This window comes from Flavivirga algicola, from assembly GCF_012910715.1.
Lineage (GTDB): Bacteria > Bacteroidota > Bacteroidia > Flavobacteriales > Flavobacteriaceae > Flavivirga > Flavivirga algicola.
Genome location: NZ_JABBHF010000016.1, coordinates 1 through 17,929, shown reverse-complemented (window position 1 = coordinate 17,929; position 17,929 = coordinate 1). Strand labels below are relative to the sequence as shown.

Here is a 17,929-nt window from a genome sequence, read left to right as displayed (position 1 = left end):
TCAAATTATAAAGACCTGATCTAACACCTGTATGTCGGTGACCAGATTGGGAGGAGAATAATCCTTGTGAGGAATTGTTACTTTTGGTAGTCCCTTAAAAAGATTAATGTAAGCACATGTGTAGGATGCAATGAATTGTTGTTGCTCAAAATCCAGATCTTCAAACGAAGAAAACTTTAATTTATTTTGACCTTCAACAACATCAATAACATCTTTACAGCACGATTTTTTCGTGATTTTTTCCAAAGCAACTTCATAAGCTTCCATAGCACATTTATCCGCTTCTGTAAAAATGGAAATATCTATTAAAACATCACCACAGAAATGCTTTTCAATAGTAAAAGATACCGTCGAAAACATAACCAGTAAAGCCAGTAATACCGAAAAACTTTTATGTAGTAGCTTTTTTATCACAAAACAAAAATACAAAAAATCGAAATCGAATTTGCTATTTTATTAAATGATTAACACTTAGTCTTTAAGTTTGTGGTAATAAAAAGCAGGCAACAATAAGATTAAAATAATAGGCTGAATTAAAAAACGACGTACATTAAAAAACAAGTAATAATCTTCCTGCCTTGGATTTATGACGAAGTACAAATAAATCAATAACAAAATGATATAAGCTAGTGTATAAATGATTACCGAGAATTTAATGATGCTTTTATCTTTAAAAAACACGTATAAAACACCTAATGAGATAACGGTATTCAATAAATACCTCAGTGTCGTAAAACTTACAAGTTTTAAAACTTCACGTCTGGGGCTATCAATATACAAATAGTCGGTTTGAAAAAATATTAAATACGGATCGTAAAAGAGTTCGTTTTCAAAAACACGAATCAATACAAGCAATCCAAATAAAACAAACAACAGCATGTATTTAATTAGGTTAGGCATCTTTCTTTTTTAGTTTAGAAAAACGGTTTACCCATAAAATCCAAAGTAAAAACATCATACCATAAATAATTGCAGGAAAAACTACGGTATGTAAAATTTCCGTCTGCTCGGGGTAATGGTATATGCCTATTGATAGTATAACTATACGAATTAAATTGACTATATAAATTAAAGCACTACCCGCAAGTATGTATAAGAATGTTACTTTTAATTTTCCCGAAAAAGCAATAATAAACGATATAAATAAGATAAGAACACTTATAGAATTGCATCCTTCGATAATGCGTGCTAAATACTTACCGTTTATAATAAGTTTCATGGATGGCTCTTCTGGATGCGGCAATATTTGAGCATCATATCCAAATGCATCTAATAACGACCTGCTTTGCAAGGATACCAAATGTGTCATATAATCAGGATAAAACCGCGAACCTTCTAAAGCACCTAAATAAAGTTTATAAATCACAGAAAAAGAAATATAAACGACTAAAAAAGTAAGGATAAATTTTATAACCGACTTGTATTTTATAAAAAGTGCTTGCAAAAAACGTTTATCTAATTTGTTAAGTTAAAATTATACAAAACTGGATATCGAAATTACGCCTTTTTAAATACTTTTACCAAAACTTTTGAATTTATGATTTTTGAAGACCTAAAAACACAAGTTGAAACTATTATCGCTAACACTAAAAAAACAGCGGGCGAACGCCTTTTAGATATTTGCGAGCTACTCGAAACTCAAGTAGAATATTACAATTGGGTTGGTTTTTATTTTAGAAATGGCGACAAAGAAGAATTACACCTTGGCCCTTATGTAGGCGAACCAACAGACCATACGGTTATCCCTTTTGGAAAGGGTATTTGCGGACAAGTAGCTGTTAGCAATGAAAATTTCGTTGTACCAGATGTAGCAGCTCAGGACAACTATATAGCTTGTAGTATTACGGTAAAAGCTGAAATTGTTGTTCCTATTTTTGTAAATGGTGAAAATATTGGTCAGATCGATATCGATTCCAACACGCCAGACCCTTTTACTCAGGCAGATGAGCGTTTCTTAGAGTTTGTATGTGCTCAAGTCGCTACGCTTCTATAATAAATTCCAAAAATTAGAACTTCAAAACTCAAATATTTACTAGAGATTTTAATTTGGAATTTAAAAGCGCTCTTTTTTGAGGTCTTTTTTTCAAAAATCCATATTTGTGTTAACAACTCCCCTGTTTTGGTTAAAAAATCCTGCTCATTTTTATGAATTCGAAGCTTGTTTATTCAAGGAAATAAGTACTTTTGCAATTATTTAAAAAATTCAGCTTAAAACCCTGATAAACAACAACAATCTCATTCCTGTTTGGTCGCTGAGCGAAGTCGAAGTAAAAACAGGAATTAAAAAATAACGCAACAACTAATGAGCAACGAAAAAACTATTAAATCTGCATTAATATCGGTATTTAGTAAAGACGGATTAGAACCTATTGTAAAAAAATTAGATGAACAAGGTGTGACTATCTATTCTACAGGTGGAACACAAAAATTCATAAACGATTTAGGTGTAGATGTGGTTCCTGTTGAAGATGTAACCTCTTACCCTTCTATTCTTGGCGGTCGTGTAAAAACCTTACACCCTAAAGTTTTTGGAGGTATTTTAAACAGACAAAATCACGACGGTGACGTTGCAGAGTTGGCAGAATATGATATCCCTCAAATTGATGTGGTTATTGTTGATTTGTACCCGTTTGAAAAAACTGTTGCCTCTGGTGCCAGCACACAAGACATCATTGAAAAAATAGATATAGGTGGTATTTCACTAATTCGTGCTGCTGCTAAAAACTATGCCGATGTTATTTGTGTATCTTCGGTAGACGATTATGCCGAATTTTTAGATCTGATTTCTGAGAACAATGGCACTATTTCTGAAGAAAACAGAAAGCGCTTTGCAGGCAAAGCCTTTAATATATCTTCGCATTACGATACCGCTATTTTTAACTACTTCAATAAAGACCATGAAGAAGCAGCTTTAAAAATTAGCGAAACCAAAGGAAAGGTACTACGTTACGGAGAAAACCCACATCAAAGAGGCTTTTTCTTTGGAAATTTTGATGAGCTGTTCACGAAACTTCATGGCAAAGAATTAAGTTATAACAACCTTTTAGATGTTGATGCTGCCGTAAATTTAATGACCGAATTTAAAAATGACGCACCAACCTTTGCTATTTTAAAACACAACAACGCTTGCGGTTTAGCACAACGAAACACGTTACACCAAGCTTATGTTGATGCTTTAGCAGGCGACCCTGTTTCTGCTTTTGGAGGGGTTTTAATTAGTAACACCGAAATTGATGTAGCCACAGCAGAAGAAATCCATAAACTGTTCTGTGAAGTTGTTATTGCACCTGCTTTCTCTTCAGAAGCTTTAACTATTCTTCAAGGTAAAAAGAACAGGATCATACTAAAACTTCACGACATAGAATTGCCTAAAATGAATGTTAGAAGTTGTTTAAATGGGGTACTGCTTCAAGACAGAAACAATATTACAGATACTATTGAAGGCTTAACAAATGTTACCAATTCCAACCCTAACGATAGTGAATTGGAAGACTTAATATTTGCTTCAAAAATTTGTAAGCATACAAAATCCAACACCATTGTATTGGCAAAAAACAAACAATTATGTGCTAGCGGTACAGGGCAGACAAGTCGTGTTGATGCTCTTGAGCAAGCTATACACAAGGCAAATTCGTTTAATTTTGATTTGAATGGAGCTGCTATGGCCAGTGATGCTTTTTTCCCGTTTCCAGATTGTGTTGAAATTGCAAAAAATGCTGGAATTACTGCCGTTATTCAACCAGGAGGCTCCATAAAAGACCAATTAAGCATTGATTATTGTAATGAAAATAATCTGGCCATGGTATTTACTGGCACACGTCATTTTAAGCATTAAAAATATATCGTTTTTTAGTCATCTAAAAATCAGCAAAAAGCGTATAACTAAATTCATGGTATTTTTTAATAAAATTTGAATCGACTTAAAACCCATATATTTATTAACTTTTATTACATTTACGGGATTCGTTTTTTAAACCACTAAAACTTTTAATAGCACATGGGCTTTTTTGACTTCTTAACCGAAGAAATTGCAATAGATTTAGGAACTGCAAATACACTTATTATTCATAACGACAAGGTAGTTGTTGACGCGCCTTCTATTGTTGCACGAGATAGAGTTACTGGGAAAATAACCCATGTTGGTCAGCAAGCCAGTTTAATGCAAGGAAAAACGCATGAAAACATTAAAACCATTCGTCCTTTAAAAGATGGTGTGATTGCAGATTTCGATGCTTCCGAGCAAATGATAAGTATGTTTATAAAAAACATACCTGCTTTAAAAAAGAAGTTCTTTACACCTGCACTTCGTATGGTGATATGTATTCCATCAGGAATTACAGAAGTGGAAATGCGTGCCGTAAAAGAGAGTGCAGAACGTGTAAATGGTAAAGAAGTATACTTAATCCATGAACCAATGGCTGCAGCTATTGGTATTGGTGTAGATATTATGCAACCAAAAGGAAATATGGTTGTAGATATAGGAGGTGGTACTACAGAAATTGCTGTGATTGCTCTTGGTGGTATTGTATGCGATAAGTCTGTTAAAATTGCAGGAGATGTTTTCACTAACGATATCGTTTACTACATGCGTACGCAACACAACTTATATGTTGGAGAACGTACCGCAGAAAAAATAAAAATACAAATTGGTGCTGCAACCGAAGATCTGGAGTTACCCCCAGAAGATATGAGCGTTCAAGGGCGTGATCTATTAACAGGTAAACCTAAACAAGTATCTATTTCGCATAGAGAAATCGCTAAAGCATTGGATAAATCTATCTTAAGAATCGAAGATGCCGTTATGGAAACCTTATCTCAAACACCTCCAGAACTAGCTGCAGACATATACAACACTGGTATTTATTTAGCTGGGGGCGGCTCGATGTTACGAGGTTTAGATAAGCGTTTATCACAAAAAACAGACCTTCCGGTTTACATAGCCGAAGATCCATTACGTGCTGTTGTAAGGGGTACTGGTATTACTCTTAAAAATTTACCTAAATACAAAAGTGTATTGATAAAATAGAGACACGCCAATAAATCATGCAACAGATTATTAATTTCATAATAAGAAACAAAAACTTTCTGTTGTTCTTTGTGTTGTTTTCTATTTCGATTTTATTTACAATTCAATCGCATTCTTATCATAAAAGTAAGTTTATCAATTCGGCTAACTTTGTAACTGGTGGCATCTACAATTCTGTAAATAATATTAGCACATACTTTAATTTAAAATCGCAAAACAGACTTTTATTTGAAGAAAACAAACGTCTAAAATCACTTTTATATAATTCAAAAAATATTGCGAAAGCCGATAGTTTAGACAGCCTTAATGCTCCATACTATTTTTCCAATGCCCAAGTCATTAAAAATAATTATTCGGCAACAGATAACGTGCTCTTAATCAATAAAGGCACAAACGACAGCATAAAACAAGATTTTGGAGTTATAACAACTGAAGGCATAGTAGGCATTGTTGATAAAGTCAGTGGTAATTACGCCACTGTAATCTCTATTTTAAATACCACGAGCTCAATAAGTGCCCAGCTAAAAAAAACAAATCATTATGGTTCGTTAACATGGGATGCTAAAAACCCCGCATTGGTACAACTTACAGATATTCCTAAAATAGCCAAAGTTTTAGTTGGGGATACAATCGTTACTTCTGGACAATCTTCTATTTTCCCTAAAAACATTCCTATAGGAGTTGTCGAGAATTACGAATTGGATGATGCCGAAAATTACTATGAAATCAATGTGAAGCTCTTTAACGACATGACCAATCTGGAACATGTTTATATTATAGAAAATATTAATAAACCTGAGATCACTAATTTGCTAAATGAATAATTTACTTTCTGTAAATAGTGTCCGATTTATTGTATTGGTATTAATACAGGTTTTAATATTTAATAATATTAACTTTTTGGGCTATATTAACCCATATCCTTACATATTATTTATTGCTTTTTTTCCAGTAAAGAGTAACCGTGCCATCATCATATTATTGGGTTTCTTATTAGGAATAATTATTGATATGTTTCTAGATTCTGGCGGCATTAATGCTGCTGCCTGTGTATTTATTGCCTATGCAAGGCCCCTTATATTAAAATTCTCTTTTGGAACCATGTACGAACACCACAATATAAAATTTGGAGCTGTAGACTTTGGTTCTAAAATCACCTATATAACACTGCTAGTTGTATTGCACCATATTATTTTGTTTTCTTTAGAAATATTTAGCCTGTCTAAAATAATTTTAGTGATTCAAAAAACGTTATTCTCAAGTATATTTACTATTTTATTAAGTATTATAATAACTATTATTTTTAGTAGAAAATCTAAATGAGACAGCTTTTACTTTTCGTTTCAATTATACTTGTTGGTGTTTTATTTTTATCCAGACTCTTTTACCTTCAGGTATATACCTCAAATGAGCACGACTTATTTAATAATGACAATGCTATTAGAAAAGTATACGATTATCCCAAACGCGGATTTATTTACGACAGAAACGGCAAGCTTTTAGTCGCCAACCAACCATCGTACGATGTGATGGTTACTCCACGTGAAGTAAAACCTCTAGACACTCTTGAGTTTTGTGCATTGCTAAAAATAGATAAAGAGAAATTTATAAAAACATACAATAAAGCGAGACGCTACTCCCCTAGGCTACCCTCTGTTTTTGTTTCTCACTTATCAAAAAAAGATTATGCTGCCTTACAAGAAAAAATGCGAAAATTTGAAGGGTTTTATATTCAGAAAAGATCCCTTAGACATTATCAAACGACCATTGGCGCCAATGTTTTAGGAGATATTGGTGAGGTAAACACCAACGATATTAGAAGAGATTCCTACTATATAATGGGAGATTTAAAAGGCAAGCAAGGTGTTGAGGCCTCTTATGAAGAAACACTTAGAGGTGTAAAAGGTATCAAGTTTATCCAAAAAGACCGATTTAACAGAAATATTGGCCCCTATAAAGGAGGTAAGTTTGATACCATTCCAGAACAAGGAAAAGACATTACCATTACCATTGATGCAAAACTGCAGGAATACGGTGAACTACTCATGCAAAACAAGCGTGGTGGTGTTATCGCTATCGAACCATCGTCAGGAGAAATATTAGCCATGGTAGCAGCTCCTACCTACGATCCCAATATTCTAGTAGGAAGAGAACGCTCTAAAAATTTCACTAAACTTATAAGAGACTCTATAGCTAATCCCTTATTTAATAGAAGCATCCAAGGTGTATACGAACCTGGTTCGCCCTTTAAATTAATGAATGCCCTTATTGGTTTGCAAGAAGGGGTTATCACACCAAATGAAACCGTAACCTGCTATGCAGGGTACAAATACGGTAATCGTTTTATGAAATGCCACTGCTATATTGGTAGGCGTAATAATTTGATTTCTGGAATACAGGAATCTTGCAATGCTTATTTTGCAACAACATACAGAAAAATTCTAGATAAAGAAGGTAATGCTTCAACGGGTATTGATACTTGGAGCAAACATGCCAAAAGTTTTGGGCTAGGTAATTTTTTAAACAACGATTTACACGTTGGACAAAAAGGCCGTATTCCAGATAGAGCTTACTACAAACGTATCTACCCAAAAACATTTTATTCAACTTATACTATCTCCAATGCCATTGGCCAAGGTGAGGTTGCCACAACCCCGATTCAATTGGCAAATATGATTGCTGCTATAGCAAACAGGGGGTATTACTATACGCCTCATATCATTAAATCTATTGAAGACAAGACACTTCCAGAAAAGTTTACCAAAGCCAAATATACAACTGTTGACAAAACCCATTTTGAACCCGTAATCGAAGGTATGTTGCAGGTTTATAAGAAAGGAACCGCTGCATCCCTGCAAGTAAAAGATATAGATATCTGTGGCAAAACGGGAACTGTAGAAAATTTTGCTATTATAGATAGCTTAAAAACACAGCTTACAGATCATTCTATTTTTGTTGCTTTCGCACCAAAAAATGATCCTAAAATAGCTATTGCCGTTTTTGTTGAAAATGGTTATTGGGGAAGTCGTTTTGCTGGTAAAATAGCCAGTTTAATGATTGAAAAGCATATTAAAGGAGAGATAACCCGAAAAGATCTGGAAGATTGGATTTTGAGACACAGTTTAGAAGAGGAATATGCCAAACCTTATTCTGGAGAACCTTTTAGAATAAATGCACATACCAGATTACAGCTTGTCGACGACTCTGAATATAAACGGCTTAAACGACAATTAAACGCAACATTACAAAACCCATAAATTAATGGTTAGGGATACTAACAGGCATTTTAAATTTGATTGGATTACTATTATCCTCTTTTTACTATTGGTCGGGTTTGGTTGGTTAAATATACTATCGGCTTCCCATACTGGAACAGATATAGACTATTTTACCTTTTCACAGCCCTATGGCAAACAATCCATATTTATACTGCTTACCTTTTGTATTATTATAGTCGTTCTAGGTATTGAGGCTAAGTTTTATGAGCGTTTTTCAAGTATTATCTATATAGTTTCCATATTATCCCTTATTGGGCTTTTTATTTTTGGAAAAAATGTAAACGGTGCTACATCATGGTATGCCATTGGTTCCATGACACTTCAACCCAGTGAATTTGCTAAAGCTGCTACTGCACTCGCCGTAGCAAAACAGATTAGTGATTTAAATACAAATATTAACAATATAAAAGATCAGATCCAAACTTTTGTAATCATCATTATACCTGCGCTTTTAGTTTTATTACAAAATGATACAGGTAGCACTATTGTTTATGGTGCTTTTTTCTTTGTATTATATAGAGAAGGGCTACCAAAATATTATCTTACCATAGGTGTATCTGTGATCATACTATCTGTTTTAGCCTTAAAATTTGGAATTCTAATAACTTCTATAATAGCATCTATCCTTATTTTAGGCTACTATTTTCTAAACAGGAGCAAAAAGAAGGTGACATTATTACAATCTTTATTTGTTTTACTACTTTCTATAGGGGTGTCTTTTGGTGTGAAATTCTTTTATCAAAATGTTATCCCGCCTCACCAACAGGACCGAATAAGTTTATGGCTCCGATTAGAAAAAGATCCTGTGAAATTACAACAGATGAAAAAAACGTTTGCCTATAACTTAAACGAATCTGAAAAAGCAATCAGGTCGGGAGGTCTTAACGGAAAAGGGTTTATGGAAGGCACCAGAACAACTGGAAAATTTGTTCCTGAGCAGCATACCGATTATATTTTTAGTACCGTTGGTGAAGAATGGGGCTTTTTAGGCTGCTCATTTGTTGTCATCTTATTTGTTTTGCTTTTATTGCGCATTCTTCATTTAGCAGAATTACAAAAATCGCAATTCAGCAGGATCTATGGGTATGGGGTTGCCTCCATTATCTTCATTCACTTCCTAATCAATATAGGTATGGTAATGGGACTCATTCCAACCATTGGTATACCATTACCGCTATTTAGTTATGGAGGTTCTGGACTTTGGGCATTTACCATTCTAATTTTTATCTTTATTAAATTAGATTCTAATAGAATTAATGAATGGTAAGCGAATAATCGACTTTTGATCTTTTTACGTTTATGAAAAACCTTATTGTTTTAACTCTCACACTTATTTTAATAGCTGGATGCTCTAGTGCAAAAAGCACTGCAAAAAATAGTTTTTCTTCTAAAGAATCTCAATTGATTATGAGCGCCGATAGCTTAACCCCTATGCGAATCTATAAAATAACGACCAAAAAAGACTCGCTTTTACTTAGAACCAAAAGTGGCTACATAAAAACTAATCCCAGTGATCCTGTCTTGCAAAATTTTGTAAAAAGGCTTTATGCTACGGTTAGAGATAGTATGTCTATGGGCGTTGGTATTGCTGCACCACAAGTAGGCGTTTTAAAAAATATTATTTGGGTACAGCGCTTTGACAAAGAACATTTCCCCTTTGAAGTGTATCTAAATCCCGAGATTATTAAATACTCAGAAGATAAACAAACTGTTAAAGAAGGTTGCCTGTCCATTCCAAACAGAACAGACATATTAAGTAGCAGGTCGCAATCTATAACTATTGAATACGATACTATGGACAGCAAACATAAAACTGAAACCGTTGAGGGGTTTACATCGGTTATTTTTCAGCATGAAATTGACCATCTAAACGGTATTTTGTATTTAGACCATCTAGAAAAAGAGGTTCGTAATGCTCAAACCAAAAAATAAAGAATTTCTTAAAACGAACTATCCTCGAGGCAGAGCCTCGGAGAATTCTTTTCGATTAAAAATTTGATACGTTTCAATTTGTTAAAACGCTTCAAGTAAACAGTTCTAATCCAAAATAATCAATATCGCGTATATTATATGAACCAACACATACCTACTTATGAGACCTTTATTAAAAATCATGGCTATACTGCCATTTTTATTTTTAAGCTGTAATAGCGATGACAGTATGCCACAAAATAACCAAAATGATTTGGAATCTTTACCCGAAGACTTAGGAGGCACCCATAAAGCAAACGTTCTTGGAGCTAACGATATTAATTTTGGATATTATATTTATACACCAAGTGAACATAACAACAGCTCCAACGCCTATCCCTTACTTGTTTTTTTACACGGATCGGGCGAACGAGGCAATAGTGAAGCAGACCCAGCCATCTTAAAAAAAGTACTGGTTAATGGACCACCAAAACTTATAGAAAAAAATGAATGGTCTCCCAAATACCCTATGATTGTTGCCTCTCCCCAGTTACCATCTGGAAACTGGATCCCAGAAGACATTCATAATTTTATAACGTATTTAATAGCCAACTATAATATAAATACAAAGCGGATCTATCTTACAGGTTTAAGTCTTGGTGCCTTTGGAAGCTTCAATTATATTTCCAATTACGGATCGGAGGCTTATGCCGCTGCCATCATCCCTATTGCCGGAGGTGGAAACAAAAACTCTGGCGATAAATTTACTACGGTTCCAGTTTGGGCATTTCATGGCGATAATGATAATATTGTTTCGCATAATAATTCTATCGATATGATAGACGCTATTAACAAAGAAAATCCTAATACGCCAGCAAAGCTAACCATATATCCAAATGTTGGACACAATTCCTGGGCCAGAACATATGATAATAGCGGTATGGGAGATGAAAGTAACGATTATGATGCTTTTAATATGAATATCTACGATTGGTTGTTTTTATTTGAAAAAAAGTAGTTTATGTTATCAATTATATGGCTACTATCCAGATTCTCGAATAATTTAAGATAAATTTAAAAACTCACATCCTGTCGGGTTAAAAGTAACTTTTTAATTATATTAAAATACATATACAACTCTATTTCAATATGTTAAATAAAAATCAAGTTTATTTTTTAGGGAAAGATATTACCCCCATTTATTGAGTTGTACCTCAAAACTAAATAGCTAGCGCTCCATATATCCTTGCCATGTTACCAAGAGATATTTTTCCTTCTGGTTTTCTTTTTTTAGTTCCAGAAAACCGTATTCATAACAAAAAAGGTATACCTGCCCCTTTTTATTTTTCCAATAATGTGTAAAATACCTAGGATCGAAACCACCTAACAGCAGTTTTTCTTTGCACACAGTAGACAGGCCCGATTTGTTATAGGCTTTTAGGAGTTTACGGTTGGTCTTTAGCTGTTTGTCTATTGAGTAATATAAGCCTTCCTCCTCTTTTCGTTTTTTGTACTGATGTGCAGATTTACAATGTACAGAACAATATTTCTTGTCTGATCTGCCAATAATTTCGGAAGTACAATGTGGACATATATTCATAATCACAAATTAATCAAACAGTATACGAATATTATTCGATTAAGATACCACTATGATTTTTAAATACTGCATTTTTGTATGATGAACCTTACCAAACATATCACCTTAAAGCATTTATTGATAAATAACCAAAAGATGATCGGGATGCAATTTCATCCTGATAAGGTAGTTCAAGCATTGATCAAAGAACTTCCCAACCCTAGATGGAGTAAAGAGTTTGCGATGGTATACATTCTCCATACCAAAGAAAACTTGAATCAAATCTTTGAAAAGTTTAAAGGGGTGGCTTGGGTAAACGGTAATTCCTTTTTTAAAGAAAAAGTAATTAGAGACAATGAGCCCATTAATATTAATTGGTATCGTAACAGAGCTAAAACAGCTTCCTATAAATATGTGCCAGAAGCATATCTTCTGAAACTAGAACTTAAAAGATATGCTCTAAACACCTGTAAAATATATATCTCATTATTTGAAAAGTTTATAAATCACTATCCAGATAAAGATATTCTAGAATTATCTGAACAAGAAATAAGAGAATATCTACGATTACTAATCCAAGAAAATAAATCTAATAGCTATATCAATCAAACCATCAATAGTATTAAGTTTTATTATGAAGTAGTAATGGGAATGCCTAATAGGTTTTATAGTATCGAAAGACCTAGAAAAGAACAAAAGCTTCCAAAAGTAGTATCTAAGGAAGAAATTCTATCTATGATTGCTAATACCAATAATATAAAACATCGGTGCATCGTAAGCCTATTATATTCTGCTGGATTACGTAGAAGTGAGCTATTAGAATTGCAACTAGAAGATATTGATAGTAAAAGAATGCTGATCTTTATTAGACATGCTAAAAATAATAGAGATCGTTATTCTTTGTTATCAGAAACTGTACTAAAAGAATTAAGGATATACTATAAAAAATGGAAACCTAAGAAATATCTTTTCGAGTCCCCTGATGGTCAAAAATATTCAGATAAAAGTGTAGGTGCAATTGTTTCTAGAGCTGCAACAAAAGCAAATATTAAAAGAAGAATTACACCACATATGCTTAGACATTCCTTTGCAACTCATTTATTAGAGAGTGGCACGAATTTAAGATATATCCAAACCTTATTGGGACATGGCAGTACCAAAACAACAGAAATATATACCCAAGTAGCTGTAAACAATTTTAAGTTAATCAAAAATCCCCTAGATTTGTAAATAAACATATATGGAATATAAAGGACATATATCCTTTATTCTATTGTTGTGTTTCATTCGGAAAAACCAACCGCACATTAAGCTCTTTTGGTTTTTGCCATCACACAATCCGACCCTAAAAAACCAAAAGAGCTTAACCTTCCCACCGCTCCCAATAGTTACGATTTTGATTTTCTTCTAGTTGGATACATAACTTGCTGTTCTTTGAATTGACCGATTTCTTCTCTGAGTGTCTGATTGATACTTTGAATTAGGTCATTTTGAATTTTCATAATTCTCAGTAAATCGTGCATTGCGTTTAGATTATCTAATTGTTTATATACAATTTGCTCTAAATCGGCTTTGGTATATCTCGTACTCATAAAAAAGTTAGTTTTTAATTTTGATTCTTAATATGATTCATTAAAACTGAAATAAATAACTAATGAATCGTTTTACGAAACAAATATATCGTAAAAAGAACAAAATAAAAAGTTTTTAATCAACTAAATTTGTTTTAATTGCTATTTATGCAACATAATACGATTCAAATGACATCTAAAAAGCAAATCAATAGAATTAGGGTAGTGCTTGCTGAACAAGACAGAACAAACAAATGGTTATCAGAAAAAGTAGACAAAAATAGAACTACTGTTTCGAGGTGGTGCACAAATGACATGCAACCTTCTCTCGAAACTTTGGTGGAAATTGCAGAGGCTTTAGACGTAGATGTTAGGGAGTTATTAAACTCAACGAAAGACAATAAGAATAATGGCTGATGTTCATTCAAAGGAGGTAAGGAGTTACAACATGAGCAGAATCAAAGGTAAAAACACAAAACCTGAGATTGTTGTTAGAAAGTTTCTTTTCTCTAATGGAATCAGATATAAGTTGCACGACAAAACTCTACCAGGAAAGCCCGACATGGTTTTTCCGAAGTATAAGAAAGTGATTTTTGTGCATGGTTGTTTTTGGCACGGACATGAGAACTGTAAATATTTCGTTGTACCGAAAACAAGAACAGAATGGTGGTTGGATAAGATTAATGGTAATAAAAAGAAAGATGCAGAAAATGTCGAAGCTTTGAAAAAACAAGGTTGGGATGTGAAAACAATATGGGAATGTGAATTGAAGCCAAAAAATAAAGAGAAAAAACTGCAATCAATCTTAAAAGAATTTAAAAAACAGAAATCCTTGGAGAATGTTTAAAGAGATTTTTAAGGATTTGAAATTGAATAATAAATCAGACTATAACGAAAATAGTTGAAAAGAATGTTAAAAATATGATTGTTTACAAACAATTAAACTGATAAATTTTACCGTTCTTTACAAATAGAAATGAACAAGAAATATTCCAAAATAAAAGATAAATTACAAATCGTTGTAGATAAAAAAACTAACAATGATTTAGCTTATTTGACACATTATTTTCAGAATCATGAAAATGGGGTATCTCAATATTTTAAGCCAACTGCTTCGGAATATCTAACAGAATTGCACGAAGAATTAAACATTGTAGAAGAACCTGATTTTCAATATTATTTACCGATAAAATGGGATATTCCCTTTCCTCCTACGGAAAATCCGAAATTCAAATTTATCGACTTATTTGCTGGAATTGGAGGGATTCGACTTGGATTTCAAAATAACGGTGGGAAATGTGTATTTACTAGCGAATGGGACACATACGCAAAGAAAACTTATGAAGCTAATTTTGGAGAAGTTCCATTTGGAGACATAACTCAAATTTCTGAAAAAGAAATACCAGACCACGATATTTTACTAGGTGGGTTCCCTTGTCAACCTTTTTCTATTGCTGGTGTTTCTAAGAAAAATTCGTTAGGTAGAGCACATGGCTTCTTAGATGAAACACAAGGCACACTTTTTTTTGATATTGCAAGAATCATTAAACATAAGAAGCCAAAGGCTTTTATGCTTGAAAATGTAAAAAATCTTGTTTCTCACGATAAAAAGAAAACTTTCAAAGTAATTATAAAGACCTTGGAGAAATTAGGTTATAATGTCCATTTCAAAGTTTTGAATGGTAAATTCTATGTTCCTCAAAATCGTGAAAGAATAATTATTGTAGGATTCAAGAAAACAGTATTTAAAGGTAAAGAAACATTTCAGTTTCCAGACCCCCAAGAATCAAACTTTGCAATAAAAGATATTCTTGAACCAAAAGTTGATGACAAATATACATTGTCCGACAAACTATGGAATTATCTTCAAGAACATGCTAGAAAGCATAAAGCTAAAGGTAATGGATTTGGATTTGGACTAACAGACATTAATGGAATTTCAAGAACCATTAGTGCAAGATATTATAAAGACGGTTCTGAAATTCTTATTCCACAAAAAGGAAAAAACCCTAGAAGATTGACTCCAAGAGAATGTGCCAGACTTCAAGGTTTTCCAGATAAATTTATAATTCCTGTTTCTAACAATCAAGCATACAAACAATTCGGCAATTCAGTAGTAACTCTATTGATTCAAGCGGTTGGAAAAAACATTGTAAAAGAACTTTTAAAAATTAATGAATCTAACCAATCTAAAATCGCTATTCACCAATAATGGATGTAAGAAAGTTTATGTAAAAACTCTTGCCCCAAATGACAATTCTAAAAACCAAGTTTACTTTGGTGGTAGTTTTGAAATCTTAAACATATTACCACTATCTGAAATTGTAACCGAAGAAGCTGGAGATTGGAACAAAGAAAGATTTAAAGCAAAAATCAATTTTTCGTGGATTGATGATGAAGGTTCCATTTCACCAGCACCGCAAGCACAACTTATCCTCTACCCTAAATATCCTGAAGTAAGATTTTCTGGATTCCTTGCAAGGTGTCAAAATGCACCTTCAGAGTTAATGACACAAAGATTAGCAGGTCGATTGCTTTTCTTTTCTGTTGCCCAAAATGGAACTATTTTAGGCTACGTAACTTCACCTGATTCTGAAATAGCAACCGAATTTAATCAAACAGAATTTGATTCAGTTCATGGGGTGTTTTCAGTCATAGATTTACCAAAAGCTAAAAATAATCGGGCAATTCTATTAAGCGAATTAAAACGGATTCACGAATTAGATTGGATAGATTCAAAAAGATTAGACAGTAATGGAAACATAATGGATTGTAGCGCTCCTAATTGTGGAGGTTACACTTTAGAGGCAGAATTGGGAGTTACCCCAAATGGATATGCTGAACCTGATTTTATGGGATGGGAAGTCAAACAGTTTGGAGTGGCAAATTTCAATCGCACAAAATCTAAAGCGATAACCCTAATGACACCTGAACCAACAGATGGATTATACAAAACTGAAGGGGCAGAATATTTTGTGAGAACGTATGGGTATAAAGACAAAAAAGGCAGACCTGACAGATTGAATTTTGGAGGAGTCCATAAAATTGGAGAAAAGCATCCTTTAACTAATTTGGAAATGCGATTAGAAGGTTTTGATATTGAAAGTGGAAAAATTCGCAACTCGAATGGTCGAATTTCATTACTTGATGAAAAAGAAAACGAAACTGCTTCTTGGAGTTTTATTTCAATGCTCAAACATTGGAATAGAAAACACCATCAAGCTTGTTATGTTCCATCATTATCAGAAACTGACCCAAAAAGAAAATATAAATATGGCAACGAAATTATATTAGGAACTGGAACTGATTTTCAGCTATTTCTTTCCCAAATGGCTCTAGGGAATATTTATTACGACCCAGGAATTAAACTTGAAAATATTTCTACCAAACCTAAGATTAAGAAACGAAGTCAGTTTAGAATAAAATCTGGTTTTTTACCTAGTCTGTACAAACAGAATGAAATAATAGATGTTGCGGAATAGCTAACTCTGAAAGCCATACACATTTGCAATTCGCTAAAGCCAACTCTATGCCAAAAATTGTAAAAGAGTATGTCTTTGCCAACACTACAAACAGAATGAAAATAAAGAACGAAAACACAACAATATGTATAGTGCATAGCTACCCTGCGGGATAGCTACGACACCATACACGGAACGTTATGGAGCATTAGCCTATCCGTAAAATTATCTCCTTACTTTCTGACATCTTTTCGTCTTTTCTCAACCAATAAATGGACATAAAAATCAAAAGCTTGTTTTGACAAAGTTGTACCATCGGACAAATCAACTTCTTTGCAAAAGCTATTTAACTGACCTACATACCACTCATAAAACTCATCTGACCTATCATTTAAACCTATCATTGAAAATATAAGCTCACTAAAGTCAGAAATACAAATACTTCCATCGAATCCCATCTCATCAAAACTATTGGTTAATTTTTGACTTTTTAATTCTTGTCTGATTATGAATATGGCAAATTCTGCTTCTTCAGGAATTTTGACTAATGGCGAGCTTTTTGGATATTTGATTTTCATAATTAAATTATTTTTAACAAACCAAATATACACAAAAAGAATTAATATCAACATATTATGTATTAAATAATCCTCAATATGTTGATTTTAACAAAGTACAATGAATTGACAATTAGGCTCTTACACTTAAAATGTATTATTTAATGCTAAATTTGTTGTTATAAACACGTATTTAGCATGACTAAGAAAATAAAAATTAACAGACTAAAAGTAATTCTAGCCGAAAAAGACATTAGTCATAAAGACTTTGCCAATATGGTTTCAAAGACCCCAAATACTATTTCAAGAATCTGTAATAACGATTCTCAACCTTCTTTGAAATTTCTCAGACAAATGGCAATCATTCTTGATGTAGATATTTCTGAATTACTCATCAGAACAAAAAAGTAAAACGCTCCATAACAAAATGTATAATTCATTGCTTCTGATTTTCCTATCGGAAAATCCTCGCACTTTTGCTATCTTCGTTTCTTAATCTGAAAATCCTGGCGGATTTTCACGCAACAAATCATACATCGAACGTTG

Annotated in this window: 21 protein-coding genes; 15 read left to right on the top strand and 6 right to left on the bottom strand. The window is 33.1% G+C overall.

Going from position 1 to position 17,929, the window contains the following annotated elements:
* From HHX25_RS19990 to xrtF, 3 genes are read right to left on the bottom strand one after another with little or no spacing between them, the layout of a single operon-like run.
* Positions 1-414: an HYC_CC_PP family protein gene (locus HHX25_RS19990; protein WP_449404044.1), complete on the bottom strand. Its 414-nt coding sequence runs from the start codon at positions 412-414 to the stop codon at positions 1-3.
* Positions 415-471: 57 nt separating this feature from the next.
* Positions 472-900 (bottom strand): exosortase F system-associated membrane protein, encoded by a 429-nt coding sequence (locus HHX25_RS19985; protein WP_169677100.1) that lies wholly within the window; start codon positions 898-900, stop codon positions 472-474.
* A complete protein-coding gene (xrtF, locus tag HHX25_RS19980) occupies positions 893-1,444 on the bottom strand; it encodes an exosortase family protein XrtF (protein WP_169677098.1) in 552 nt (183 codons plus the stop codon). The genes HHX25_RS19985 and xrtF overlap by 8 nt, the downstream gene beginning before the upstream one ends.
* 93 nt (positions 1,445-1,537) lie before the next feature.
* Between xrtF and HHX25_RS19975 the strand changes: the two genes are divergently transcribed.
* The 9 genes from HHX25_RS19975 (at position 1,538) to HHX25_RS19935 (ending at position 11,233) form a co-directional block, all read left to right on the top strand.
* A complete protein-coding gene (locus tag HHX25_RS19975; RefSeq protein ID WP_169677096.1) occupies positions 1,538-1,993 on the top strand; it encodes a GAF domain-containing protein in 456 nt (151 codons plus the stop codon).
* 309 nt (positions 1,994-2,302) lie between these two features.
* Complete coding sequence (gene purH / locus HHX25_RS19970; protein ID WP_169677094.1) at positions 2,303-3,835, top strand: bifunctional phosphoribosylaminoimidazolecarboxamide formyltransferase/IMP cyclohydrolase; 1,533 nt, start codon at positions 2,303-2,305, stop codon at positions 3,833-3,835.
* Between the two features lie 162 nt (positions 3,836-3,997).
* Entirely contained in the window at positions 3,998-5,026 is a 1,029-nt protein-coding gene (locus HHX25_RS19965) for a rod shape-determining protein (protein ID WP_169677092.1), read from the top strand.
* A gap of 17 nt (positions 5,027-5,043) precedes the next feature.
* Complete coding sequence (gene mreC / locus HHX25_RS19960) at positions 5,044-5,850, top strand: rod shape-determining protein MreC (protein WP_169677090.1); 807 nt, start codon at positions 5,044-5,046, stop codon at positions 5,848-5,850.
* On the top strand, positions 5,843-6,349 hold the full coding sequence (mreD, locus tag HHX25_RS19955) for a rod shape-determining protein MreD (protein WP_169677088.1): 507 nt from the start codon (positions 5,843-5,845) through the stop codon (positions 6,347-6,349). Before mreC ends, mreD begins: the two co-directional genes overlap by 8 nt.
* A complete protein-coding gene (gene mrdA, locus HHX25_RS19950; RefSeq protein WP_169677086.1) occupies positions 6,346-8,283 on the top strand; it encodes a penicillin-binding protein 2 in 1,938 nt (645 codons plus the stop codon). Before mreD ends, mrdA begins: the two co-directional genes overlap by 4 nt.
* A gap of 4 nt (positions 8,284-8,287) precedes the next feature.
* Complete coding sequence (gene rodA / locus HHX25_RS19945; RefSeq protein WP_169677084.1) at positions 8,288-9,571, top strand: rod shape-determining protein RodA; 1,284 nt, start codon at positions 8,288-8,290, stop codon at positions 9,569-9,571.
* Between the two features lie 32 nt (positions 9,572-9,603).
* The gene (gene def, locus HHX25_RS19940) at positions 9,604-10,236 is read left to right on the top strand and encodes a peptide deformylase (protein ID WP_169677082.1); all 633 of its coding nucleotides are present in this window, start codon (positions 9,604-9,606) and stop codon (positions 10,234-10,236) included.
* Positions 10,237-10,396: 160 nt separating this feature from the next.
* A complete protein-coding gene (locus tag HHX25_RS19935; RefSeq protein WP_169677081.1) occupies positions 10,397-11,233 on the top strand; it encodes a carboxylesterase family protein in 837 nt (278 codons plus the stop codon).
* 210 nt (positions 11,234-11,443) lie between these two features.
* Here the strand turns inward: HHX25_RS19935 and HHX25_RS19930 are convergent, their stop codons facing one another.
* Positions 11,444-11,815 (bottom strand): hypothetical protein, encoded by a 372-nt coding sequence (locus tag HHX25_RS19930; protein WP_169677079.1) that lies wholly within the window; start codon positions 11,813-11,815, stop codon positions 11,444-11,446.
* 81 nt (positions 11,816-11,896) lie between these two features.
* On the opposite strand from HHX25_RS19930, the gene HHX25_RS19925 reads away from it, so the two are divergent.
* Entirely contained in the window at positions 11,897-13,024 is a 1,128-nt protein-coding gene (locus HHX25_RS19925) for a tyrosine-type recombinase/integrase (protein WP_205958079.1), read from the top strand.
* A 158-nt stretch (positions 13,025-13,182) separates the two neighbouring features.
* Here HHX25_RS19925 and HHX25_RS19920 read toward each other — a convergent pair whose 3' ends face one another.
* Positions 13,183-13,386 (bottom strand): hypothetical protein, encoded by a 204-nt coding sequence (locus tag HHX25_RS19920; RefSeq protein ID WP_169677077.1) that lies wholly within the window; start codon positions 13,384-13,386, stop codon positions 13,183-13,185.
* A 147-nt stretch (positions 13,387-13,533) separates the two neighbouring features.
* Between HHX25_RS19920 and HHX25_RS19915 the strand changes: the two genes are divergently transcribed.
* The 4 genes from HHX25_RS19915 to HHX25_RS19900 all read left to right on the top strand — a co-directional run bounded on the left by HHX25_RS19915 (position 13,534) and on the right by HHX25_RS19900 (position 16,847).
* Complete coding sequence (locus HHX25_RS19915) at positions 13,534-13,782, top strand: helix-turn-helix transcriptional regulator (RefSeq protein ID WP_240964589.1); 249 nt, start codon at positions 13,534-13,536, stop codon at positions 13,780-13,782.
* A 31-nt stretch (positions 13,783-13,813) separates the two neighbouring features.
* Complete coding sequence (locus HHX25_RS19910) at positions 13,814-14,212, top strand: very short patch repair endonuclease (protein WP_240964588.1); 399 nt, start codon at positions 13,814-13,816, stop codon at positions 14,210-14,212.
* Positions 14,213-14,341: 129 nt separating this feature from the next.
* A complete protein-coding gene (gene dcm / locus HHX25_RS19905) occupies positions 14,342-15,577 on the top strand; it encodes a DNA (cytosine-5-)-methyltransferase (RefSeq protein WP_169677073.1) in 1,236 nt (411 codons plus the stop codon).
* Complete coding sequence (locus HHX25_RS19900) at positions 15,540-16,847, top strand: MvaI/BcnI family restriction endonuclease (protein WP_169677071.1); 1,308 nt, start codon at positions 15,540-15,542, stop codon at positions 16,845-16,847. The genes dcm and HHX25_RS19900 overlap by 38 nt, the downstream gene beginning before the upstream one ends.
* A gap of 212 nt (positions 16,848-17,059) precedes the next feature.
* Here the strand turns inward: HHX25_RS19900 and HHX25_RS19895 are convergent, their stop codons facing one another.
* A complete protein-coding gene (locus HHX25_RS19895; RefSeq protein WP_169677069.1) occupies positions 17,060-17,404 on the bottom strand; it encodes a hypothetical protein in 345 nt (114 codons plus the stop codon).
* A 177-nt stretch (positions 17,405-17,581) separates the two neighbouring features.
* Between HHX25_RS19895 and HHX25_RS19890 the strand changes: the two genes are divergently transcribed.
* Positions 17,582-17,794 (top strand): helix-turn-helix transcriptional regulator, encoded by a 213-nt coding sequence (locus tag HHX25_RS19890; RefSeq protein WP_169677067.1) that lies wholly within the window; start codon positions 17,582-17,584, stop codon positions 17,792-17,794.
* Positions 17,795-17,929: the final 135 nt, after the last annotated feature.

Excerpts from the sequence above, each read along its gene's own strand:
- HHX25_RS19930 (WP_169677079.1), bottom strand. The coding sequence starts at position 11,815 with ATGAATATATGTCCACATTGTACTTCCGAAATTATTGGCAGATCAGAC.
- HHX25_RS19890 (WP_169677067.1), top strand. The coding sequence starts at position 17,582 with ATGACTAAGAAAATAAAAATTAACAGACTAAAAGTAATTCTAGCCGAA.
- purH (WP_169677094.1), top strand. The coding sequence starts at position 2,303 with ATGAGCAACGAAAAAACTATTAAATCTGCATTAATATCGGTATTTAGT.
- HHX25_RS19965 (WP_169677092.1), top strand. The coding sequence starts at position 3,998 with ATGGGCTTTTTTGACTTCTTAACCGAAGAAATTGCAATAGATTTAGGA.
- HHX25_RS19920 (WP_169677077.1), bottom strand. The coding sequence starts at position 13,386 with ATGAGTACGAGATATACCAAAGCCGATTTAGAGCAAATTGTATATAAA.
- HHX25_RS19985 (WP_169677100.1), bottom strand. The coding sequence starts at position 900 with ATGCCTAACCTAATTAAATACATGCTGTTGTTTGTTTTATTTGGATTG.
- rodA (WP_169677084.1), top strand. The coding sequence starts at position 8,288 with ATGGTTAGGGATACTAACAGGCATTTTAAATTTGATTGGATTACTATT.
- mrdA (WP_169677086.1), top strand. The coding sequence starts at position 6,346 with ATGAGACAGCTTTTACTTTTCGTTTCAATTATACTTGTTGGTGTTTTA.
- HHX25_RS19915 (WP_240964589.1), top strand. The coding sequence starts at position 13,534 with ATGCAACATAATACGATTCAAATGACATCTAAAAAGCAAATCAATAGA.
- mreD (WP_169677088.1), top strand. The coding sequence starts at position 5,843 with ATGAATAATTTACTTTCTGTAAATAGTGTCCGATTTATTGTATTGGTA.
- HHX25_RS19975 (WP_169677096.1), top strand. The coding sequence starts at position 1,538 with ATGATTTTTGAAGACCTAAAAACACAAGTTGAAACTATTATCGCTAAC.
- HHX25_RS19895 (WP_169677069.1), bottom strand. The coding sequence starts at position 17,404 with ATGAAAATCAAATATCCAAAAAGCTCGCCATTAGTCAAAATTCCTGAA.
- dcm (WP_169677073.1), top strand. The coding sequence starts at position 14,342 with ATGAACAAGAAATATTCCAAAATAAAAGATAAATTACAAATCGTTGTA.
- mreC (WP_169677090.1), top strand. The coding sequence starts at position 5,044 with ATGCAACAGATTATTAATTTCATAATAAGAAACAAAAACTTTCTGTTG.
- HHX25_RS19925 (WP_205958079.1), top strand. The coding sequence starts at position 11,897 with ATGAACCTTACCAAACATATCACCTTAAAGCATTTATTGATAAATAAC.
- def (WP_169677082.1), top strand. The coding sequence starts at position 9,604 with ATGAAAAACCTTATTGTTTTAACTCTCACACTTATTTTAATAGCTGGA.
- HHX25_RS19900 (WP_169677071.1), top strand. The coding sequence starts at position 15,540 with ATGAATCTAACCAATCTAAAATCGCTATTCACCAATAATGGATGTAAG.
- HHX25_RS19910 (WP_240964588.1), top strand. The coding sequence starts at position 13,814 with ATGAGCAGAATCAAAGGTAAAAACACAAAACCTGAGATTGTTGTTAGA.
- HHX25_RS19935 (WP_169677081.1), top strand. The coding sequence starts at position 10,397 with ATGAGACCTTTATTAAAAATCATGGCTATACTGCCATTTTTATTTTTA.